This window comes from bacterium, assembly GCA_026129405.1.
Classification (GTDB): Bacteria; Desulfobacterota; Binatia; order DP-6; family DP-6; genus JAHCID01.
This window is the reverse complement of the sequence record JAHCID010000006.1, coordinates 272,794-293,238: the sequence shown is the minus strand read 5'-3', so window position 1 is coordinate 293,238 and position 20,445 is coordinate 272,794. Positions and strand designations below refer to the sequence as shown.

Genomic DNA, 20,445 nt, shown 5'->3' with positions numbered 1-20,445 from the left:
GAGCGTCGCGGCGGAAGCAGGGCGCCGCCGCGCGTGGCGCCGGTGTCCAGCTCGTCGCCAAGTCCAGCGACCGCCAAGCTGGAAAGGCGGTGCCGAGCGTCGCCACGCCGAACGCGAAGACCGTCCCGAGGAAGACCAGAATCGCCGTCGCTTGCGCCGGCGTCCCGCTGAACGCCGTACCGCCGATGCGGCGGCCGGGGGCGAGCAGCAGCGGCATCGCGTAGGTCAGCACGAGTCCCATGACGACGGCGACGAATGCGCCGCAGATCGTCAGGACGATGCCGAAGCGGCGCGACTGGAGCGCGCTTCCGCACTGCGGGCAGTGCAAGACGTAGGCATGGTTTCGAAACCGCAGCTCGAGCAGCGGCTGAGGTCTTCGGGGTCGCTGCCGTCGCCACGGCCGTGGAAGAAGTCGGGCTCGGCACGAAGGCCGCTGCCGTAGTGCGCGACCACCTGTCGAGCAGCGGCGAGCGACCCCGGCGCGAACGGGAAGCGAAGCCGCGTCGAGAGGGCGCGCACCTTGCCGATCACGCCCGGGTAGTGGAGCCCGAGGTCCACCACGCAGGACCCTTCCTGGAACACGGCGCCCGTGATCTGGGGGGTCCCGCGAGCCGGCAGGCGGTGGATGCTGCCGTCCACCAGGATCGCGCCGTCCCGCCGGTCGACACCGTGGCGGCGGCCGCGGCGGCGACGCCGGCGAACGCGAGCGTCAACGCGATCGTGCGCCAGCGCGCAGGGCGTCGCATCGCCGCGCTCAATAGTGGGCGTGGGGCGCGGGACGCAACCGGGAAGACGCGGCGCGAGCCCCGCTGCCCGACCCGAGTCGGGCTCGTGCGTCGCCCTGCAGCTCAGGCCCGGTCGCGCCCGAGCACGTCCTCGAGCCGCTCGACGATGTCCCACTCCGTGGCCCAACGGCGCACGAGCCCCTCGTCGATCGGCCGGCCGTCGAGCTCACGCGTGCGGATCACTTCGACGATGTCCTCGAGATCGTGCGGCCGACCGGCGATCAGCTTGTAGACGATCAGATGCTCCGGGGTGACGACGCGCGCGGAGCACCCAAGATCGGCGAGAACCGCCAGGGTCACCGCCTCGACCTCGAAGGGCGTCTTCGCCGGCAGGATGTCGAGGCGACGCACGATGCCCGTCGGGCGCTCCAGGCGGAGCAGATCGGGGACGTCGTCGGCGGCGTCGCCCGCCGTCCGGCGCACGGCGATGCCGCGAGCGGCCAGCGCGGCGACCAGGCGATCGCAAGCCGCCCGGTCCGGAACGATCGCTGCGAGATCCAGGTCCGCCGTCGCACGGGGGGTCGCCCAGGCGTTGCGCGCCACGGCACCGATCACGGCGTGGCGGATCGCCGCCTCCGCGCACGCGGCGCCGGCGTCACGCAGCAGTGCGAGCGGGTCGTCAGCCACGCCGCATCCCGAGCCGCCGCCGCGCCTCGGCGAGCCCGATCTGCTGCTCGGCACGCCGGTCGAGCGCGCGCTCGATGCCCGGCGTCCGCGGGGCGGCTCCGAGGAGGAAGCCGGCCGCGACGCGCTCGGCCGCCGGCGTTCGGAGGGCATCGCGACGTTGCTCCGACTTCTTCTCGGCCATCGCCGCACCGATCCGCACGAAGCGGTCCCGGTTGGCTCGCGCTCTGCCCATGCCGCGATTGTCGCGCCGCGATCCGGCGGGCGCAACCGACGGCGACGGGGCGTCGGCCCGGTCGCGATTCCCGGCGCGCATTGGCACACTGCTCCCATGACGACGACCGTCACGCCCGACGCGCTGAACGACCGCTTCGCGATCGCGGACGCGCTGCGCTTCGACGTCGGCCCCGGCGGGCAGGCGCGTGCGGTCGTGACCGGACCGCTCGCCGCGGGCCGCGTGCACCTGCAGGGCGGTCACGTGACGCACTGGCGGCCGATCGGGAGCGAGCCCGTCCTCTTCCTCAGCCCGAACGCGCAATTCATGCCCGGCCGCGCGATCCGCGGCGGCGTGCCGGTGATCTTCCCATGGTTCGGACCGCGGCGCGACGGTGGTCCCGGCCCGGAGCACGGCTTCGCGCGCACGGCCGCGTGGGCGGTGGAGTCGGTGGGACGCGAGCCGGACGGCGCGGTGACGGTGGTGCTGCTGCTCGAGGACGACGCGGACACGCGCGCAGCGTGGCCGCATGCCTTCGCGCTTCGTCACCGCGTGACCGTCGGGACGCAGCTCGCGATGACGCTCGAGGTCGAGAACCGGGGCGGGACACCGTTCGTGTTCGAAGCCGCGCTGCACACCTACCTGCGGGTGGGGGACGTCGGTGCCGTCACGGTGTCCGGGTTGGCCGGCGCGACCTGCGTCGACAAGAACGCGGGCCTGCGCCGTCACGTCGAGGACGATGCACCGCTGCGGATCACCGGGCCGACGGACTGCATGTACCTCGGAACCACGGCCGCCTGCGTGGTCGACGACCCGATCCTCGCTCGGCGGCTGGTGGTGGAGAAGCACGGCTCGGCGAGCACGGTCGTGTGGAATCCCTGGGCCGCGAAGGCCGCGGCGATGGCGGACCTCGGCGCCGACGCATGGCGGACGATGCTGTGCGTGGAGACGGCGAACGTCGCCGACGACGCCGTGACGCTCGCGCCGGGTGCGGGTCACGCGATGACGGCGCGGCTCGCGAGCCGCAGGGGTCCGTGATCGAGCGGCCGGCGTGTCCCCCACACGGGATCTCGATCGCGGGGGACTCTCGACGCGCGGGGCTCAGGAGGGAGCGATCAGTGTCAGCTTCGGGAAACAGGTCCGGTAGCGAGGGGCGTCACGCGTGAGCAGCTTCAGACCCGACACGCTGGCGTGCGCACCGATGTAGAAGTCCGGCAATGGCGATGTCCGGACCCCCCGGCGCTTGCGGTAGGCGACGAAGCACTTGCCCGCGAGGAACGCGGCCTCCCAGGGGAGGGCGAGACGATGGAACGTCACCCGCGGGAGCTCGGCGTCGACCTCTTCGATCCGCCGGAAGCCGACCGACACTTCGGCGTAGATGATGGGACTGATCGCCAGGACGTCCCGATCGCCTTGCTCGGCGAGCGCGTCCATGGACCACGGCGACCAGCGCGGATCCTCCGTCAGGACGTCGAGCAGCACGTTGCTGTCGACCAGGACGGGCACTACTTCCCGCCACGCGTGAGCGCCATGATCTGCTCGGTCGTGAGGCCGCTGGTCGCCTTGCCCCGCAGGTGCTCGACGATGCTGCGACCCCGCCCTGGCTGGCGCCCGCCCCGGGCCTTCCTGATCCGCACCGCCGTGCCCTCGACGGTGAATTCCACCTCGCTGTTGGGCAAGAGCCCCAAGCGTTCGCGGATCTCGACCGGGATGGTGACTCGCCCCTGCAGGACGACCGGCCGTTCGGCGCGACCTCGACGGTGCCGAGAGCCTGCCGACCGCCGCGGCGCTCACCCCTCGTACAGCTTGACGATCGTCACCGCGCCCGCCGGCGCGGCCTTCACGCACAGGTCGCACAGCGTGCACTCGTCGAGGTTGTCGTCGACGATCTCGCAGTGGCCGTTCGCGCCGACCTTGAAGATGTTGACCGGGCAGACCTCGGTCAGCTTCTTCGCCATGGCCGGATCGGCCTGCACCTTCGGGTCGAGCTTCACGTCGATGAACATGCCGGGCATCGGTCAGGCCCCCACCTTGGCGAGGCCTTCCTCGATCAGCCCCGGAATCTCCTCGATGCGCTCGGCGACGCCGATGCCGGCGGCGCGCATGCGCTCGATCTTGTCGGCCGTCGTGTCGGCCTTGCCTTCGACGATGGTGCCGGCGTGGCCGAAGCGCATGCCGGGCATCTCGTCCATGAAGCGGCCGGCCATGAACGCGACGATGGGCAGGCGCGACTTGTGCTCCTTCACCCAGTCGGCCAGCTCGGCCTCCATGCGGCCGCCGGGCTCGGAGTAGATGGCGATGGCCTTCGTCTCCGGGTCGGCCTCGAAGAGCGGCATCAGCTCGGCGTAGGTCGAGCCGATGACGGCGTCGCCGCCGATCGACACGCAGGTCGACTGGCCGAATCCGGCGGCGGAGAGCGTGTTGGCGATCTCGGTGGTCATGCCGCCCGAGCGCGACATCACGCCGATCGTGCCTTTCTTGAAAGCGCGGCGGACGTTCACCGCGGGGCCGCCGAGGCCGCCGACCTTGGCCTCGTCGGGCGAGAGCACGCCGAGGCAGTTCGGCCCGATGATGCGGGCGCCGCGCAGCTTCGCGAGCTCGACCATCTGCGCTACCTCGAAGCGCGGGATGCGCTCGGTGACGATGACGACGAGCTTCACGCCGGCCTCGATGGCCTCGAAGACGGCGTCCTGCGTGAACTTCGGCGGCACGGTGACGATCGACGCGTCGACCTGGTGCTGCTTCGTGATGTCGCGCACGCAGTCGTAGACGGGGACGCCGTAGACGTCGCGGCCGGCGCGACCCGGCGTCACGCCGCCGATGATCTTGGTGCCGTAGTCGAGGCCTTCGCGCGTCAGGTTCACCGCCTCGCGGCCGGTGATGCCCTGGATGATGACCGTGGTGTCCTTGTTGATGAGGATCGACATCGCTCAGCTCGCCATCTTCTTCACGGCGCGTCCGGCCGCTTCGTACATCGACACCGAGCGATCGCAGTACTCGACGCCGTACTTCTCCAGGATCTTGAAGCCGTCGTCCTCCCATGCGCCCGGGATGCGGAAGATCGCGATGGTGTCGGCGGGATTGCGGCCCGCCTCGACGCAGCCCTTGATGACGCCGCGGGCGACGATGTCGACGCGCGTGTTCGAGACCACGTTCATCATCACGGCGATCTTCTTCACGCCCGGCTTCGAGAGGATGAGCTTCGTCAGCTCCTTCGCCTTCTTGACGCTCGGGTTGCCGCCGATCTCGCAGTAGTTCGCCGGCTTGCCGCCGTGCTTGCGGATGGCGTCGAACAGCGTCAGCGAGCCGCCGCCGGCGCCGATCACGAGGCCCAGGTCGCCGTCGAACTCCTTCACGTTGCCGGCGACGCCGCGGTGGTCCGAGGCGTCGACCTCGGCCCCCTTGATCTCGAACTCGGTCGGCGGGCGCGCCTCGCGCGTCTCCTCCTTGCCGATGCCGAGCTCGGCGATGACCTTCGCGTGCTTGTCGCGCGCGTCGCCCTCGAGGTCGATGTGGCCGTCGAGGACGAGGATGCGGCCGTCTTCGGTGCGTCCGATCGGGTTGATCTCGGCGAGCGTCAGGTCGTAGCGCATGAACAGCTCGACGAGCGTCGCGAGGATCGGCGTGAGCTTGTTCAGCACGTCTCCCGAGAGTCCCGTGCCGCCGATCGCCTCCTTCGCCTTGTAGGCGCTGAAGGGGAGCAGGGTGGAGACGTGGACGTGCGACACGTGGTCGGGGTGCTTCTCCGCGACCTCCTCGATGTCGATCCCGCCCATGTCGCTGAAGATCAGCACCGGGAGCTTCCTGCGGCCGTCCCAGGTGACGGCGGCGAAGTACTCCTGCACGACCGGGACGCGCTCCTCGACGAGGACGCCGCGCGCGACCTGCCCGTTGATGACGAGCCGAAGGATGTCCTCGGCGTGCTTCGCGGCGGTGTCCGGGTCGTCCGCGAACTTGACGCCGCCGGCCTTCATGCGGCCGCCGGTGAGCACCTGCGACTTGATGACGACCGGCTTGCCGATCTCGGCGGCGATCTCCTTCGCCTCCGCCGCGGTCTTCGCGACGCGTCCCTTGAGCAGCGGGATGCCGTGCTTCGCGAAGAGCTGCTTGGCCTCGTACTCGTAGAACCGCATGGGCCTCCTCGGGCTGTGGAACCGAGGGTCGGTAACACGCCGCGTTGCGGAGGGTCAACCGCGATCGGGCCGATGAGGCAGGCATGGCCGATCGGCTCGCGGGGCGTGACAACCCGCGGCCGCAGGTGGTAGCCGCTCGACCATGTCCGCCCGCTGGCACGACCGATGCCGCTCCCTCGTGTGCACCGCCCTCGGCGGTCTGCTGCTCGCCGCGAGCGCCGCGTCGGCTGAGGTTCCCGCGCCGACGATCAGCGGGCCGATCTCGTCCCCGGGCAGCGCGTTCATCACGCCGCCCTCGACGCTCGATCTTTCCGGCCTGGGCTGGGTCGAGGAGGAGTACTTCCTCTCGGGAACGGCGCGCGCGTTCACCGCGAGGGAGCCGCTCGCGACCGACGGCAGGTGGGTCGCGGCGGCGGACGGGCCGACCGCGCCGTACACCACCCGCATCCTCGTGCGCCGGCCGGTGGACAAGCGGAAGTTCAACGGCACCGTCGTCGTCGAGTGGCTGAACGTCTCGGGGGGCCTCGACGCCGCACCCGACTGGACGTTCGTGCAGACGCTGCTGCGGCGCGACGGCTACGCCTGGGTCGGCGTGTCGGCGCAGTTCCAGGGCGTGGCGGGGACGGGCGGTCCGCTCGGCCTGAGCCTCGCGCTCAAGACGGTGAACCCGCAGCGCTACGCCCCGCTCAGCCATCCGGGCGACAGCTTCTCGTACGACATCTACTCGCAGGTCGCCGCCGCGCTGCGCAGCCCGAGCGGGCCGCCGCCGCTCGGGCCGCTGCGGCCGCGCCGCATCATCGCCGTCGGCGAGTCGCAGTCGGCGTTTCGCCTGACGACCTACGTCAACGCGGTGCATCCGACCGCGCGCATCTACGACGGCTTCCTCATCCACAGCCGCGGCGGTGGCAGCGCCGCGCTCTCCCAGGCGCCGCAGGCCGCGATCGCCGCGCCGGCGTCGGTGCACGTGCGCGACGACGTCGACGTGCCGACGATGATCTTCCAGACCGAGACCGACCTGGTGTCGCTCGGCTACTTCGCCGACCGCCAGCCCGACGCCGGCAAGGTGCGGCTCTGGGAGGTGGCGGGGACGGCGCACGACGACACCTACGGCCTCGCCGTCGGTCCCGGCGACGCCGGGCGCGGCGCGGCCGACACCACTTACGATCCGCCGGTGACGTCGATCTTCGGCATCTTCACCTGCAACTCGCCGATCAACGCCGGGCCGCAGCACTACGTCCTCAACGCGGCCCTGTGGCGGCTCGCCCGCTGGGTGCGGACGGGCAAGGTGCGCGGCGCGAGCGCGCCGCGGCTCACGGTGACGCCGGGCACGCCGCCGGTGATCGAGCGCGACGCGCTCGGCAACGCGCTCGGCGGCATCCGCACGCCGCAGGTCGACGTGCCGATCGCTGCGCTCTCGGGCCTCGGGCAGACGGGCAACGCGTTCTGCGGCCTCTTCGGCACGACGGTGCCCTTCGACGCTGCGACCCTCGCGAGCCTCTACCCGAGCCACACGCAGTACGTGAAGGCCGTGGTGCGCGCGGCACGCAAGGCGATGAAGGCCGGCTACCTGTTGAAGGCCGACGTGGTCGAGATCAAGAAGGCCGCGAAGGCGTCGTCGATCGGCAGGTAGGCGCGCTCAGGCGAGGCCGAGCGCCGCGAGCGCGGCGTGGAGGTCGCGCTCGAGCGAGCCGGCGAGGATCACCGCGAGGCCGCGCTCGAGGCGTGCGGCGGCGTCGAGCGGGGCGAGGCCGTCCGGGTCGAGCGCCAGCACGAAGGCATCGAGCCCGCGCGGCAGCGCCGGCACCAGCGTCGCCCACTCGTCGGGGGCGACGCATTGGAGCGGCAGGCAGCCGTGGGCGAGCGCGGCGAGCACCCGGAACGGATCGAGCGCCGCGCCGTCGCCGCGCCAGGCGCGCACCCGGGCGCGCTGCTGGATCGCCGCGGCCTCCGCCGCGGGGACGCCGTGGTCGGTGCCCGGGAGGGCGCGATGCGGCGTCCACACGACGCCCGGCCCCCACGCCCGCGTGAGTGCGACGATCACCTCGCTGCTGCCGGGGCCGGGCGGCTCGAGCAGGCACCACGGCACGGGGCGCGCGGTCTCGGCGCGGCATGTCGCGAGCAGGCGCTCGCGCGCCGCCGCCGGCGGGCGCCAGGGGAGGGCGACGGATCCCCGCGCCGGCGCCGTCCACGTCACCTCGAGGCGATGCGTGGCGGGCGCAGTCGGGTCGCGCGCGACGAGCTCGCCCGGGAGAAGGCCGCGGGCGGCGGTGGCGGCGAGCGTGCGGGCCGTTCCCGGCGGCGTCTCGACGCGCACGGTCGTGCCCTCCGGCAGCGGCAGCGGCAGGGGCGCGTCGGGATGCCACCAGGAGAGACGCGCCTGCAGCGCCTCGCGCCAGGCGTCCCAGGCGGGATCGTCGGGAACGGCGTCGTACAGCTCGGTGAACAGCATGCGGCGCTGCTCGCGGCGCGGCGGCGGCAGCGCGCCGAACGCTTCGAGGGTGAGCGGGGCTGCGAACGGCGCGCCCTCGAGGCGGCCGGCGAAGGCGAGCGCGAGCATGGTGCGCAGGCACTTGCGGCAGCGGCCGCAGTTGTCGTCGACGTCGGCCTCCCAGCAGACCTTGAGGCGCGGCAGCGCGATCGGCGACGCGGCGACGGCCTGCACCTTCGCGGTGCGGGGCACGTCGGCGGCGTCGTAGACGACGGTCGTGCGCTCGGTGGACCAGCGTGGGTCGAGGTCGGGATGGCTGCCGTGCGCCGGCCGGTGGGCATGGTCGTGCGTGCCGGGGATCACGAAGGTGGCGACGGCGTTGCCGAGGGCGAGCGCGGTCCCCGCCAGCGCGCCGCCGTGGGTGAAGTCCCAGATGACGAACGGGTCGAGCAGCTCGCGCAGGTCGTGCTCGAGCACGACGATCAGCGGCAGTCCGAGCCGTGCGGCCGCCTCGCGCGTGCGCCGGACGGCTTCGCGCCGGCGCGGCGGCGTGTAGTGCCGGTCGAAGTCGGGAACGTAGAGGAGGTGCGTGCGCGTCGCCGCCTCGCCGTCGCGGGCGAGGCGTTCGGCGGCGTACCAGGAGTCGACGCCGCGGGTGAAGCAGCACAGCGTCTCGGTGCCGGTCGGTGCGCCGTCCGGCGCGGCGGCGTCGGCCTCGACGCGAGCGGCGCCAAGGTCCCACCACGCGCCGCACTGGCGCGCGACGTCGGGCGCGGCGGCGAGCAGCCGCGGCGACACCGGCGCCTCGAGGACGAGGCGCTCGCGCAGCGTGCCGGCGAGGAGCAGGAGCATCGGTAGCCAGGGCGTCCCCGAGGCGTCGAGCCAGTCCGCCTGCGCGCGCGGCACCGCCAGGTGGAGATCGCGTGTCGCGAACGCGGCGCTCTCGCTCTCGACGCGCACGGCGAGGCGGGCGCGATCGGCGTCGAGCGTGACGCGGGGCCGCCGGACGATCATGGCGCGGCGGCAATAGGAGCGGCGGCGCCCGGAGTCAACGGTCGTGTGCGGCTGGTGCCGCGCCGGGGCGGCAGGATAGGGGACGGCATGCGTCGGGACGCGTCGCACCCGCGGCGTCGCGCCCGCGGCCGAGTCGCCGTGCTGCTCGCCTGCGCGGCGCTGGCGGCGTGTGCGCCGTGGCGACGCGGCGGGACCGGCGTTGCGAGCGGGAGCGGCGCGTCGGTCGTGCGGGTGGAGACGCCGACGACCGTCGGCTCCGGGTTCTTCGTCGGCCCGGGGCTGGTGGCGACGAGCGCGCACGTCGTCGGCGAGCGGCGCACGGCGACGCTCGTCCTGGATGGCGACGTCGAGGCCGTCGGGCAGGTGGTGCGGCTCGACCGCGGGCGCGACGTCGCGATCCTGCGCTCCCCGCTCGCGCGTCCGCCGCTGCCGTTGCGGGCGTCCGGCGTGCGTCACGGCGAGCCCGTCGCCGCGCTCGGCTTCGCGGGCGGCCGGCGGGTGGTCATGCGTTCGACGGGCACGGTGCACGGCGTGCTCGACACCATGATCGTCCACGACGCCCGCCTCGCCGCGGGCAGCAGCGGCGGCCCGCTGCTCGATGCCGCGGGCCGCGTCCTCGGCATGAACGCCATACGCAGCTACGGCGGGGGCGCGGGGCATGCGTCGGATCGCGGTCTCGCCGTGCGCATCGATGTCGTCGTGGCCGTGCTCGCGGCGCCGTGAGGCCGGCGACGGTGCGTCACTCGCCCGGGAGGAGCGCGCCGCCGCGGCGCACGCGCTCTTCGGGCAGACAGCGGGAATGCTCGAGCTCGGCCCAGGCCACGTCGTCGGTCGCGGCGGCGATGCGCGCGTCGCGCTCGCGCCGGCAGGCCACGACGTCCGGGTAGCTGCCGCGCACGCGCCACATGGAGAGCGGCGCGCACTCGGAGAGGTGGCCCGGATCGTTGCAGCCGACGCTCGTGCTGCCCCACGGCGGCGGGACGCCGTACGGCGGCGTCACCAGGAGGACGCCGAGGATCAGGCCGAGCCGGCACCGCATCCCGTCACGCGCTCCAGCACCACGACCGGGAGGCCGCGGGCGGTGAGGGCCAGGAATCGCCGGTAGAGCGGGTTGGCGGCATGCAGCGCCGTCCAGAGCGGACGCAGCTCATGCTTGTACGCCGCACGGGCGCGGATGGAAGCCCGCTTGCGCCCGACGCGGACCATGGCCTCGGGGCGCGCGCACAGGTTGCGCCACCAGTGCGGGTGCCGGTCGGCCCCGCCGTTCGCGGCGACGACGGCCCAGCCGCCGGGGACCTCGACGTACCAGAGGAGCACCGTGCGGGATCGGCCGGAGCGGCGGCCGTACGTCGTGAGCAGCAGGTGCGGCTGGCGCCCGACGCGGAGACGTCCGCCGGTGGCGCGGTCGGCGGCGGCGAGCCCGCGTGCCGCGTGCGTCCACACGCGGCGGCGCGCGAGCCAGGCGAAGGTGCGCGTCACGCGATCGGGGGGCGGCTCGGGCGAGCGCAGCTGGTCGCCGTCGAGCACGAACTCCATCGGCCGGTAGACGTCGCGGTAGTGGTCGCCGAAGCGCCAGGGCGCCTCCCAGCGCAGCATCGCGTGGCCGTGGAAGCGCTCGCGCTCGGCGACGTAGCGCCGGTTGACGTCCTCCTGGAGCCAGGGACGTCCGGCGAACCACATGCGGCCGCCGCCGGCGTTGCATTTGAGCGGCGAGATCGTCACCCGGCGCGCGGGGCCGACGGCACGTACGACCGCCGCGACGTCGGTGATCCCGGGAATCCACGGTGCGAGGCTGATGCCGACGTCGAGCCCGGCGTCGGCGAGCTCGCGGGCGAGCGCGAGCCGCTCGGCCGGCGGCGCGGCGCCCGGCTCCAGCCGGGCGGCGTGCACGGGATCGAGCGTGCACATCGACACCTCGACCTTCGCACAGCGCGCACGGCGCAGCAGGTCGACGTCGCGCCGGACGACGGTGCCTTTGGTGACGACGTGCACGCAGCGGTCGTCGGCGAGCAGCTCCTCGATCGCGATGCGCGCGACGCCGTGACGGGCTTCGGCCGGCACGTAGGCGTCGCACATCGACGAGAGTGCGAGGTGATGGTCGCGCGGGACGAGGGCGAGCTCGCGCCGCAGCTGCCGGCGCAACGGCTCGCCGAGGAGCACCGGCGCGGCCGCGCCCTGCGCGAAGACGCTACAGTAGCCGCAGCGGAAGTCGCAGCGGCGGTACGGATTCACCGTCCACAACGTCTGCTGGGGCACGATGATCCGGACCAGCTTGCAGTACGCGGCGAGCGCGACGGCGGCGAGGTGGCACGCGTAGCTGTCGCCCTCGGCATGGCGGGCATGGAGCGCCGCCACGAGCGCGCGCGCGGTCGCCTGGTCCCAGTCGTCCCCCTCGGCGGCCGCGGCCGCCGCGTCGAGGATCGTCTGCGCCATCTGTCCCCCCGCGCCGGAGCCCGTGTGCTCGGGTCGGCGCGTCCGGACGGTCGCGCGCCCGCAGGCGCGCTGTCAAGGACGAACGTGTGCGGCCGCGCGCGCCGGCCGACGGCGCGCGCGGCCGTCGGGCTCAGCGGGTACGGGCGACGAGCGCGTCGTGCGCCTGGGGCGGCGTCGTCGCGTAGTCGTAGAAGCCCTTGCCGCTCTTGCGGCCGAGGAAGCCCGCGAGGACCATGCGGCGCAGCAGCGGCGGCGGGGCGAGCCGTGTTTCCTTGTACTCGTCCTGGAGCAGGCTCGACATGTGGAAGACGATGTCGAGCCCGATGAAGTCGGCGAGGGCGAGCGGGCCCATCGGATGGTTCGCGCCGTTCATCATCGCGGCGTCGATGTCGGCGATCGAGCCGAGCCCACGCTCGAGGCAGCGGACGGCGTCGACCATGTAGGGGACGAGCAGCCGATTCACGATGTAGCCGGTCGAGTCCTGCACCACGACCGGCAGCTTGCCGAGCTTCTTCGCGAACGCGACGCAGGTATCGACCGTCTCCTGCGACGTGCGCAGCGACGGCGCCACCTCGACCAGCTTCATCGCGTGCACCGGATTGAAGAAGTGCAGGCCCACGACCTTGTCGGGCCGGCGCGTGGCGGCGGCGAGGTCGGCGACGGTCAGCGTCGACGTGTTGGTCGCGAAGATCGTCGTCTCCTTGGCGATGTCCTCGAGGCGCTCGAAGTGGTCGCGCTTCACCGGCAGCTCCTCGACGATCGACTCGACGACGATGTCGGCGCTCGCGAGGTCGTGGAGGTGCGTGCTCCACTTGAGGCGCTCGAGCAGCGCGCCGTGGTCGGCGGCCGTGAGCTTGCCCTTCTCCAGCTCCTTCGCGAGCTGCTTCTCGACCTTGCCGCGCTGGGCGTCGAGGCTGCCGGGCGTCGCCTTCACCATGATGGTGTCGAAGCCCGCCTTGGCGGCGGCCTGCGCGATGCCGAGGCCCATCTGGCCGGCGCCGAGGACGCCGACGGTGCGGATCTCCATGCTACTCTTCCCCCTTGGGTGGCGCGGCCGTCGGGTACGGCGCGCAAGTCCGCGGGGAGCTACGACATCCGGGTCGCGGGCGTCAAATGCCGCACCGCGCGGGGCCGCGTCGCCACTGGTCTTTGCGAGGCGCCGGATGCTACATGCCGGCATGTCCAGCGAAACGCAGACCATCCTCGACGCCCTCCGCACGACGGTCGACACGGCCCTCGAGATCGGGCGTCGCACGACCGACGGCGGCAAGGGTATCGACGATCATCAGGTGCATGCGGAGCGCCTGGCCTATGCAGCCACCGAGGTGCGGGCGGCCGAGGCGCTCGCCGAGTACGCGGCCCAGGCGCGCGCGGCGGGGCGGGGCGGCGAGCAGGCCGAGCGGATGGCGGCGGCGTTCGCCGGCGAGGTCGCGGCGAAGCTGCGGGGCCTGCTCGAGGCTCAGGCCGACGACTTCGGCGTCGCGGACGACGTCCTCGGCCGCACCCTCGGCGCACCCGCCGTGCGGGCTGCGATCCGCGCCGCCCAGCACGAGTCGCGCTTGCGCGCCATCGGAGCCGAGGTGCTGCGTACCCGCGGCGCCGACGACGGCTGGATCGACGGCGACATCGCCGAGATGGCCCGCGAGTCCGCACGCGCGTTCGCCCGCAAAGAGGTCGCGCCGCTCGCCGAGCACATCCACCGCACCGACGATCTCGTGCCCGAGTCGATCATCGGCGCCATGCGCGAGCTCGGCTACTTCGGCATGTCGGTGCCCGAGGAGTACGGCGGCCAGGGCATGGGCAACCTGCCCATGATCGTGATCACCGAGGAGCTGTCGACGGCGTCGCTCGCGGCCGCGGGCAGCCTCATCACGCGGCCGGAGATCCTGACCAAGGCGCTCTTGAAGGGCGGCACCGAGGCGCAGAAGAAGACCTGGCTGCCGCCGGTCGCCGCGGGCGAGCTCATGGTCGGCATCTCGGTCACCGAGCCCGACACCGGCTCCGACGTCGCCTCGGTACGTTGCCGCGCCGAGCGCGGCGAGCAGGACGGCAGGTCGGGGTGGTTCATCAACGGCGCCAAGGCGTGGTGCACGTTCGCCGGCCGCGCCAACGTGCTGGCGCTGCTCGCGCGCACGAATCCCGATCCGAAGGCGGGTGCGAAGGGACTCTCGCTCTTCGTGGTGCCGAAGGATCCGTTCCCCGGCCACGAGTTCACGATGACGCAGCCGGGCGGCGGGACGCTGCACGGCAAGGCCGATCGCACCCCCGGCTACCGCGGCATGCACTCGTTCACGCTCGCGTTCGATCGCTACTTCGTCCCGGCGGAGAATCAGGTGGGCGAGGCGGCGGGCGAGGGCAAGGGCTTCTATCTCCAGATGGCGGGCTTCGCCGCCGGGCGCCTGCAGACCGGCGGGCGTGCGAGCGGGCTGTCGCAGGCGGCGCTCGAGACCACCGCCAGCTACGCGGCCGAGCGCAAGCAGTTCGGCAAGCCGATCGGCGACTACCAGCTGACGCAGTACAAGCTCGGTCGCATGGCGACGCACCTCGCGGCGGGTCGCCAGCTCACCTACATGGCGGCGCGCCTGATGGACGCCGACGAGACGGTCAGCATCGAGCCGGCGATGGCGAAGCTGTTCGCGTCCGACGTCGCCGTGTGGGTGACGCAGGAGGGCCAGCTGATCCACGGCGGCTGGGGCTACGCCGAGGAGTTCCCGATCTCGCGCCACGTCGTCGATGCGACCGTGCTGCCGATCTTCGAGGGCGTGAAGCCGATTCTCGAGCTGAAGGTGATCGCCCGCGGTCTCCTCGGCGCCTGAGCAGCGCGTCCCCGTCCACGAACGGCCGGACCGTCGCGCAGGCGGCGGCCCGGCCGTTCGTCTGATGGGGGCGGGCGGTGCCGTCGGGGCGCCCGCCCGCCCGCGCGCCTCAGAGGCGGCACTCCAGGAGCGTGTTGGCGTCCGTGCGGAACGCCTGGGTGCAGAACGTGCCCCGCACCATCGCGCCGCGACCGAGCGTCAGCAGGGCCTGCGGTGACGAGATCGAGGCCGTGATCGAGCCGCCCGCGCTGGCGCGCAGCGAGTGGCCGTAGACCGTGAGGCTCGGCAGCGGCGTGCCGCTGTCGGGCGCGAAATGGCTGTTGTTGCTGAGCCGCATCGGGCCGACGACGCGTACGCTCGAGGCCGTCGCGCCCGTGACCCGGATCGCCACCGTGCGCCCGGCCGTGAGCGAGCAGAAGGTGAAGGTCCCGGGCTGGAGGACGAGGACGCCGCCGTTGCCGATCTTCACGCGCCCGTAGGTTCCGGGCGGGAGCGGCCCGCCGGTCATGCCCTGCAGGACGGTGACGTCGTCTCCGCCGCAGGCCGGCGTCGCCGCCACCGGGCAGTACGGATCGGCGAGAGGCAGGTCGGGGAAGTCCGTGCTGCCGCGGATGCTGACCTGCTTGCCGACCTTGAGCGTCGTGGCACGCACGTCGAAGACGCTCGCCGCGTTGCCGAGCTTCACGAACGCGCCCTCGACGGCGGTCGCGTTCGGCATGAACACCGCACGACCGAACGTCAGCCGGCCGTGCGACCCGTTCACGCCCACGTCACCCTTGGCGACGCCGCCGTCCTTGAACTTGAAGGTCGTGGCCGCGCTGTAGGGCGGTGCGCCCGGGACGCAGCCGAGCTGCGGATCGCATGCCTCGAGGCCGTTGCAGAGGTCGCCGTCGTCGCACAGCGCCGGGTCGCAGCCGTCGATCGGGATGCAGGCGCCCGTCGCCGGCGAGCAGGTGGTGCCGGTGGGGCAGACGATGGGCTGACCGGGCCGGCAGCCGAGCACCGGGTCGCAGGTCTCCGAGCCGTTGCACGGGTTGTCGTCGCCGCAGGCGAGCGGCGAGCCGGGCTGGCAGCCGCCGACGGGATCGCAGGTCTCGAGCCCGGTGCAGCCGTTGCCGTCGTCGCAGACGAGCGGCGTGCCGGGCCGGCAGCCGGCCGTGGGATCGCAGGTCTCGAGGCCGTTGCAGACGCTGCCGTCGCTACAGTCGAGCGGCGTGCCGGGGCGGCAGCCGAGGACCGGGTCGCACACCTCGATGCCGTTGCAGACGTTGCCGTCGCTGCACGGGTTCGGGCAGGCCGGGGAGGTCGTGAAGTCGACGCCCGCCTGCGCCGACGCGACGACGATGTCGCCGAGTCCGAGGAGCGCGAGGATGTTCGTGATGCGTACGTGGAGCACGGCCACCCGGAGCGAGCGCGTCGTCGTCCCGTTGCCGGCGATGGTCTGCTCGTTGATCGTCACGCTGCCGAGGAGCGGCAGCGCGATGACCGTGTTGGGCGGCGTATTGAGCGCGATTGGCAGACCCAGCACCGACAGGGTCACGAACGTGGTGCCCGCCGCGTTGCACGTGGCGCTGGTGCCGTTGCCGGTGCACGTCGCCTGTGCCTGTACGGCGTTGGCGGTGATGAGGCCGCCGAGGAGCGATAGCTGCTCCACGGCGGCAGTGCTCTGGCTGCTCGCGTTCGTCGGGGTGACGGTGCCGCTCGTGCTCGCGCGCGCCGTCCCGGTGCTGAGCACGCTGCTGACGCTCGCGCTCAGCACCTGGGCGCTGGCGGTGCCGCCTCGTGCCGAGAGGACGGCGCGCGGGTTCCGCGTGCTCTGCACGGTGAGCACGTCGACTTCGGTGCCGAACGCGTCGCCGCTCACCGTGTTGTTCGCCGTCGGGCAAAGGCAGGTGTCGGCGAGTGGGCGGAAATCGACGTCGCTGTGAGCGGAAGCGACGACGATCTCGCCGAGGCCGTTCAGCAGCGTCACGTGGAGCATGTTGACCGTGAGGCCGGCCGTCGTCGTGCCGTTGCCGGTGGTCACCTGCTCGTTCACGACCACGGTGGCCACGCCGGGGATCGAGATGAACGAGTTCGGCGCTACGTTGGCGGCGATGAGCGTGCCGTTGATGCGCAGGTTGGTGAACGTCGTCCCGGTTGCGGCGCATGTCGCCGTGCTCCCGTTGCCGGTGCAGGTCGAGCGCGCGACGAGCGCGTCGGCGCGGATCAGGCCGCCGAGGAGATTCAGCTGCTCGACGCTGCCCTCGGTCGCGCTCAAGGCGCTCGCGAGGCCGATCGTCCCGCTGGTTTTCGCGGTGAGCGTGCCGGTGCTGGCGAGGCCGGGGGCGACGATCGAGATCAGGCTGGCCTGGGCGTTCCCGCCGCTCGTCGGCAGGACGACGTGTGGGCTTTCGTCGATCGTCGGGAAGCCGGAGGCGTTGGCGTAGAGGCCGAGGGCCTGGCCGCCGACCAGGTTCTGCGCCCCGGCAGGGGCAGCGACGGCGAGTCCCAGCAGCACACCCGATACCGCGACGAGCCCTGTGAGGGGCTGGCGACGAAGTCGATGCATGGCGGATCCCTCCTTGCGGCATGCGCGCGGCCTCGGAACGGATGCGGACGCGGATGCCCGATGCGTGTCTGCGTCCGAGCATGCACGGGTGGATGGAGGCGGCGCATCCCGTCCAGTAGTGAGTGGCGCCTCCCATGGGGGGTAGATGGCCTGCGGACGTCGCAATCAGGATGGCTGGTGTGCTCCAAGGGCGCATCTGCGCTGATGCTGACTAGCTAGAGGCACGCACCCGGGGCGCGCTTGCATGGAAGCATGAACGAGCAAGGCGCCGGGCGGAGGCCCGGACAACGAGCGGATCGTCGATGGCTGAGCGGTGCGCCACCCAGCTGTCGGGATCGTCGGCGCCGTGCACCGCCGCGGCGTCGAGCCGCACCGCGGCCGCGAGCAGGCGAGTCACCCGCGACCTCGGGTGTGGCGCCGGGCCATCGCCCATCACCACCGTCCGGTCGCCTGCGGTGCGGGAGCTCGGCGACGTCTGCTCAGCGCGGGTTCGGAGTCGTGATCGCGCCCTCGGCCGCCGACGAGACGAGGGCCGCATACTTCGCGAGTACGCCGTGGGTATAGCGCGGGGCCGGCGCCTGCCAGCGCGCCAGCCGCTCGCGCACGACGGACTCCGGGACGTCGAGGTCGAGACGGCGGGCGTCGACGTCGAAGCTGATGACGTCGCCTTCCTCGACCGCCGCGATCGGTCCGCCGACGAAGGCCTCGGGCGCGACGTGGCCCGCCATGAGGCCGCGGGTGGCGCCGCTGAAGCGGCCGTCGGTGAGCAGGGCCACGCTCTCGCCGAGCCCGGCGCCCATGATGGCGGCGGTGACGCCGAGCATCTCGCGCATGCCGGGCCCGCCGCGCGGGCCCTCGTAGCGGATCACGACCACGTCGCCGGGATCGATCTTGCCGTGGAGCACGGCCGCCATCGCGTCCTCTTCGCGCTCGAAGACGCGCGCGGGACCGCGGTGCTGGCGGCGCTCGTGGCCGGCGACCTTGATGACGCAGCCGTCGGGCGCGAGCGTCCCGTGCAGGATGACGAGGCCGCCGTGGGGCTTGAGCGGCTTCTGCTGCGCGGTGACGACTTCCTGGCCTGCGGTCTCGTGGGCGCGCACCGCCTCCTCGCCGAAGGTGCGCCCGGAGACGGTCGCGGCGGAGCCGTCGGCGAGTCCCGCGGCGACGAGGCGCTGCGCGACGATGCCGGTGCCGCCGGCGCGGCCGAGCTCGACCGCGGTGAAGCGGCCGCCGGGCTGCATGTCGGCCCACAGCGGCGTGCGCCGGCTGACGACGTCGAAGTCGTCGATGTGCAGCGGGACGCCGGTCTCGCGCGCGATCGCGAGCAGGTGCAGGACGGCGTTGGTCGAGCCGCCGGAGGCGGCGACGCCGGCGATCGCGTTTTCGAGCGCGGCGCGGGTGACGATGCTGCGCGGGCGTACGCCGCGCCGCACGAGGTCCATGACGAGGCGGCCGCATTCCTCGGCGACGCGCGACTTCGCCGGGTCGGTGGCGGCGACGCTGGCCGTGCCCATCGGCGAGAGGCCCAGGAACTCGAGCGCCATCGCCATGGTGTTCGCGGTGAACTGGCCGCCGCAGGCGCCGGGTCCCGGACAGGCGACGTCCTCGAGGGCCTTCAGGTCGGCGTCGCTGATCTTGCCGGCGGCGTGGGCGCCGACCGCCTCGAAGAGGTTCAGCACGGTGACCGTCTGCTCGCGGAAGCAGCCCGGCTGGATCGACCCGCCGTAGAGCACGAGCCCCGGGACGTCCATGCGCAGGAGGCCCATGGCGCCGCCCGGAATCGTCTTGTCGCAGCCGACGAGGACGACGAGCCCGTCGAACATGTGCCCGCGCGTCACCAGCTCGATCGAATCGGCGATGACCTCGCGGCTGACGAGGGACGTCTTCATGCCCTCGGTGCCCATGGTGATGCCGTCGCTGATGGCGACGGTGTTGAACTCCATGGGCGTGCCGCCGGCGGCGCGGATGCCGTTCTTCACGTGGACGGCCAGCTCGCGCAGGCCGAAGTTGCACGGCATCGTCTCGATCCAGGTGCTCGCGACGCCGATGATCGGCTTGCGGATGTCGTCGTCGCTGAGGCCGATCGCCTTCAGATAGGAGCGGGCGGGGGCCCGGTCCGGCCCGTCGTAGAGGACGCGGCTGCGGCCGCGCGGGTCGTGCGCCATGGTGCGAGGGAGATTGGCGCGCACGCCCCGGCGGGTCAAACTGCGGGGGGTGGGATGCGGGCACCGCGCGTTGCCTGGAGCGTCGGGCGGGGAGTACAACCCGCCGCTGACCTCGAGCCGCCGGACGCCCGGCCCGTGAAACGGAACCGACGAGCGAACCTGCGTGGAAGGAGAGACGACGATGGCGATCAATGTGGGAGACGCGCTGCCCGACGTGAAGCTGAAGGAGATGGGCGACGGCGGGCCGAAGGACGTGTCGCTGCGCGAGCTCAGCCAGGGCAAGACCGTGGTGCTCTTCGCGGTGCCCGGGGCGTTCACCCCGACCTGCTCGATGAAGCATCTGCCGGGCTTCGTCGAGAAGGCGAGCGATCTCCGCGGCAAGGGCGTCGACGAGGTCGTCTGCGTAGCGGTGAACGACGCCTTCGTGATGGGCGCCTGGGGCAAGGAGCAGGGCGCGCCCGGCAAGGTGCGCATGCTCGCCGACGGCAACGGCGAGTTCACCCGCGCCGTCGGCCTCGAGATGGACGGCTCGGGCTTCGGCATGGGGCAGCGCTCGAAGCGCTACGCCATGATCGTGAAGGACGGGAAGGTGGCCGAGCTGCTCCTCGAGCCCGGCCCCGGCCTGAACGCGTCGTCCGCCGAGTCGGTGCTCTCGAAGCTGTGAGACGCCGGCGGGCGGGGCAGGGAGGCCCCGCCCGCCGTGCGCTCACGGCGCGTCGCCGGTGGGCGTCGAAGGCAGCAGCGACGCGACCCGTGCGAGCAGCGTTTGCGTGCGCTCCGGGCCGAGCGCGCCGGTGTGCTGCCAGACGACGCGGCCGTCGGCGTCGAGCAGCACCACCGAGCCCCCCGCGGACGGCAGGTCCCACGGCGGCTGCGAGAGGACGCCGCGCGCGTCGAGCAGGATCGGGATGCCGATCTTGCCCTCGAGCCGCCGGATGAAGGCGACGGCGAAGTCCTTGGCCGGGAAGAAGTCGTAGGCCTGGATGTTGGCGATGGCCACGACGTACACGGCGTCGGTGCGGCCGGCGGCGCGCCCCTGCTCCCAGAGCGCCGCCTTCACCTCGGCGTTCAGCTCCGTCGAGCGTCGATCCTCGTAGAAGAGCACCGCGGGCTTTCCGCGGTACACGCGGATCGCTACCGTGCCGCCGTCCGTGCGCTCCAGCTCGGCGTCGCGAGGGACGACGTCGGTGGCGCGGGCGAGGGAGGTGCCGAGGACGAGAAGCGCCACGAGGAGACCGCGCGAGAGGGGCCGCTGCACGCCCCGCATAGAACCTAGACGAAT

Annotated in this window: 20 protein-coding genes; 5 read left to right on the top strand and 15 right to left on the bottom strand. The window is 72.8% G+C overall.

From position 1 onward, the window contains the following. Positions 1-270: 270 nt before the first annotated feature. The 3 genes from KIT14_20315 to KIT14_20305 form a co-directional block, all read right to left on the bottom strand. Positions 271-639, bottom strand: coding sequence for a hypothetical protein (locus KIT14_20315; GenBank protein ID MCW5892864.1), 369 nt, complete (start codon positions 637-639; stop codon positions 271-273). A gap of 209 nt (positions 640-848) precedes the next feature. Further along, positions 849-1,412 carry a hypothetical protein gene (locus tag KIT14_20310; GenBank protein MCW5892863.1) on the bottom strand — a complete coding sequence of 188 codons (564 nt, stop codon included), beginning with the start codon at positions 1,410-1,412 and terminating at the stop codon, positions 849-851. Continuing rightward, positions 1,405-1,644, bottom strand: a complete 240-nt coding sequence (locus tag KIT14_20305; GenBank protein MCW5892862.1) for a hypothetical protein — start codon at positions 1,642-1,644, stop codon at positions 1,405-1,407. Before KIT14_20305 ends, KIT14_20310 begins: the two co-directional genes overlap by 8 nt. A gap of 96 nt (positions 1,645-1,740) precedes the next feature. On the opposite strand from KIT14_20305, the gene KIT14_20300 reads away from it, so the two are divergent. Further along, positions 1,741-2,661, top strand: a complete 921-nt coding sequence (locus tag KIT14_20300) for a D-hexose-6-phosphate mutarotase (GenBank protein ID MCW5892861.1) — start codon at positions 1,741-1,743, stop codon at positions 2,659-2,661. 63 nt (positions 2,662-2,724) lie between these two features. On the opposite strand, the gene KIT14_20295 is transcribed toward KIT14_20300, so the two are convergent. Genes KIT14_20295 through KIT14_20275 form a run of 5 tightly spaced genes read right to left on the bottom strand, consistent with a single transcriptional unit; the run spans position 2,725 to position 5,756 of the window. Continuing rightward, positions 2,725-3,129, bottom strand: coding sequence for a type II toxin-antitoxin system VapC family toxin (locus KIT14_20295; protein MCW5892860.1), 405 nt, complete (start codon positions 3,127-3,129; stop codon positions 2,725-2,727). Further along, positions 3,129-3,353: an AbrB/MazE/SpoVT family DNA-binding domain-containing protein gene (locus KIT14_20290; GenBank protein ID MCW5892859.1), complete on the bottom strand. Its 225-nt coding sequence runs from the start codon at positions 3,351-3,353 to the stop codon at positions 3,129-3,131. The genes KIT14_20295 and KIT14_20290 overlap by 1 nt, the downstream gene beginning before the upstream one ends. Positions 3,354-3,413: 60 nt before the next feature. After that, positions 3,414-3,638 carry a hypothetical protein gene (locus KIT14_20285; protein ID MCW5892858.1) on the bottom strand — a complete coding sequence of 75 codons (225 nt, stop codon included), beginning with the start codon at positions 3,636-3,638 and terminating at the stop codon, positions 3,414-3,416. Positions 3,639-3,641: 3 nt separating this feature from the next. Next, positions 3,642-4,550: a CoA-binding protein gene (locus KIT14_20280; GenBank protein MCW5892857.1), complete on the bottom strand. Its 909-nt coding sequence runs from the start codon at positions 4,548-4,550 to the stop codon at positions 3,642-3,644. 3 nt (positions 4,551-4,553) lie between these two features. Next, complete coding sequence (locus KIT14_20275; GenBank protein ID MCW5892856.1) at positions 4,554-5,756, bottom strand: acetate--CoA ligase family protein; 1,203 nt, start codon at positions 5,754-5,756, stop codon at positions 4,554-4,556. Positions 5,757-6,072: 316 nt separating this feature from the next. Here KIT14_20275 and KIT14_20270 point away from each other — a divergent pair, with 316 nt between their 5' ends. Further along, positions 6,073-7,386, top strand: coding sequence for a hypothetical protein (locus KIT14_20270; protein MCW5892855.1), 1,314 nt, complete (start codon positions 6,073-6,075; stop codon positions 7,384-7,386). A 6-nt stretch (positions 7,387-7,392) separates the two neighbouring features. Here the strand turns inward: KIT14_20270 and KIT14_20265 are convergent, their stop codons facing one another. Beyond that, complete coding sequence (locus tag KIT14_20265) at positions 7,393-9,198, bottom strand: hypothetical protein (GenBank protein ID MCW5892854.1); 1,806 nt, start codon at positions 9,196-9,198, stop codon at positions 7,393-7,395. 138 nt (positions 9,199-9,336) lie between these two features. Here KIT14_20265 and KIT14_20260 point away from each other — a divergent pair, with 138 nt between their 5' ends. After that, on the top strand, positions 9,337-9,921 hold the full coding sequence (locus KIT14_20260) for a trypsin-like peptidase domain-containing protein (GenBank protein MCW5892853.1): 585 nt from the start codon (positions 9,337-9,339) through the stop codon (positions 9,919-9,921). A 16-nt stretch (positions 9,922-9,937) separates the two neighbouring features. Here KIT14_20260 and KIT14_20255 read toward each other — a convergent pair whose 3' ends face one another. The 3 genes from KIT14_20255 to KIT14_20245 form a co-directional block, all read right to left on the bottom strand. Further along, positions 9,938-10,237 carry a hypothetical protein gene (locus KIT14_20255; GenBank protein ID MCW5892852.1) on the bottom strand — a complete coding sequence of 100 codons (300 nt, stop codon included), beginning with the start codon at positions 10,235-10,237 and terminating at the stop codon, positions 9,938-9,940. Continuing rightward, positions 10,216-11,631 (bottom strand): nitroreductase family deazaflavin-dependent oxidoreductase, encoded by a 1,416-nt coding sequence (locus KIT14_20250; protein ID MCW5892851.1) that lies wholly within the window; start codon positions 11,629-11,631, stop codon positions 10,216-10,218. The genes KIT14_20255 and KIT14_20250 overlap by 22 nt, the downstream gene beginning before the upstream one ends. Positions 11,632-11,761: 130 nt before the next feature. Further along, on the bottom strand, positions 11,762-12,658 hold the full coding sequence (locus tag KIT14_20245) for a 3-hydroxyacyl-CoA dehydrogenase family protein (GenBank protein ID MCW5892850.1): 897 nt from the start codon (positions 12,656-12,658) through the stop codon (positions 11,762-11,764). A gap of 151 nt (positions 12,659-12,809) precedes the next feature. Here KIT14_20245 and KIT14_20240 point away from each other — a divergent pair, with 151 nt between their 5' ends. After that, complete coding sequence (locus tag KIT14_20240) at positions 12,810-14,447, top strand: acyl-CoA dehydrogenase family protein (GenBank protein ID MCW5892849.1); 1,638 nt, start codon at positions 12,810-12,812, stop codon at positions 14,445-14,447. A gap of 109 nt (positions 14,448-14,556) precedes the next feature. Here KIT14_20240 and KIT14_20235 read toward each other — a convergent pair whose 3' ends face one another. Both KIT14_20235 and ilvD read right to left on the bottom strand, forming a co-directional pair. Next, positions 14,557-16,998, bottom strand: coding sequence for a hypothetical protein (locus KIT14_20235; protein MCW5892848.1), 2,442 nt, complete (start codon positions 16,996-16,998; stop codon positions 14,557-14,559). Between the two features lie 479 nt (positions 16,999-17,477). Next, positions 17,478-19,163, bottom strand: a complete 1,686-nt coding sequence (gene ilvD, locus KIT14_20230; protein MCW5892847.1) for a dihydroxy-acid dehydratase — start codon at positions 19,161-19,163, stop codon at positions 17,478-17,480. Positions 19,164-19,344: 181 nt separating this feature from the next. Here ilvD and KIT14_20225 point away from each other — a divergent pair, with 181 nt between their 5' ends. Continuing rightward, positions 19,345-19,827 carry a peroxiredoxin gene (locus tag KIT14_20225; protein MCW5892846.1) on the top strand — a complete coding sequence of 161 codons (483 nt, stop codon included), beginning with the start codon at positions 19,345-19,347 and terminating at the stop codon, positions 19,825-19,827. A gap of 42 nt (positions 19,828-19,869) precedes the next feature. Here KIT14_20225 and KIT14_20220 read toward each other — a convergent pair whose 3' ends face one another. Next, positions 19,870-20,421, bottom strand: a complete 552-nt coding sequence (locus KIT14_20220; protein MCW5892845.1) for a hypothetical protein — start codon at positions 20,419-20,421, stop codon at positions 19,870-19,872. Positions 20,422-20,445: the final 24 nt, after the last annotated feature.

Bases quoted from the DNA above. Each gene is read 5' to 3' on its own strand.
- KIT14_20305 (MCW5892862.1), bottom strand. From the start codon at position 1,644: ATGGGCAGAGCGCGAGCCAACCGGGACCGCTTCGTGCGGATCGGTGCG.
- KIT14_20300 (MCW5892861.1), top strand. From the start codon at position 1,741: ATGACGACGACCGTCACGCCCGACGCGCTGAACGACCGCTTCGCGATC.
- KIT14_20285 (MCW5892858.1), bottom strand. From the start codon at position 3,638: ATGCCCGGCATGTTCATCGACGTGAAGCTCGACCCGAAGGTGCAGGCC.
- KIT14_20280 (MCW5892857.1), bottom strand. From the start codon at position 4,550: ATGTCGATCCTCATCAACAAGGACACCACGGTCATCATCCAGGGCATC.
- KIT14_20275 (MCW5892856.1), bottom strand. From the start codon at position 5,756: ATGCGGTTCTACGAGTACGAGGCCAAGCAGCTCTTCGCGAAGCACGGC.
- KIT14_20265 (MCW5892854.1), bottom strand. From the start codon at position 9,198: ATGATCGTCCGGCGGCCCCGCGTCACGCTCGACGCCGATCGCGCCCGC.
- KIT14_20255 (MCW5892852.1), bottom strand. From the start codon at position 10,237: ATGCGGTGCCGGCTCGGCCTGATCCTCGGCGTCCTCCTGGTGACGCCG.
- KIT14_20250 (MCW5892851.1), bottom strand. From the start codon at position 11,631: ATGGCGCAGACGATCCTCGACGCGGCGGCCGCGGCCGCCGAGGGGGAC.
- KIT14_20245 (MCW5892850.1), bottom strand. From the start codon at position 12,658: ATGGAGATCCGCACCGTCGGCGTCCTCGGCGCCGGCCAGATGGGCCTC.
- KIT14_20240 (MCW5892849.1), top strand. From the start codon at position 12,810: ATGTCCAGCGAAACGCAGACCATCCTCGACGCCCTCCGCACGACGGTC.
- KIT14_20235 (MCW5892848.1), bottom strand. From the start codon at position 16,998: ATGCATCGACTTCGTCGCCAGCCCCTCACAGGGCTCGTCGCGGTATCG.
- ilvD (MCW5892847.1), bottom strand. From the start codon at position 19,163: ATGGCGCACGACCCGCGCGGCCGCAGCCGCGTCCTCTACGACGGGCCG.
- KIT14_20225 (MCW5892846.1), top strand. From the start codon at position 19,345: ATGGCGATCAATGTGGGAGACGCGCTGCCCGACGTGAAGCTGAAGGAG.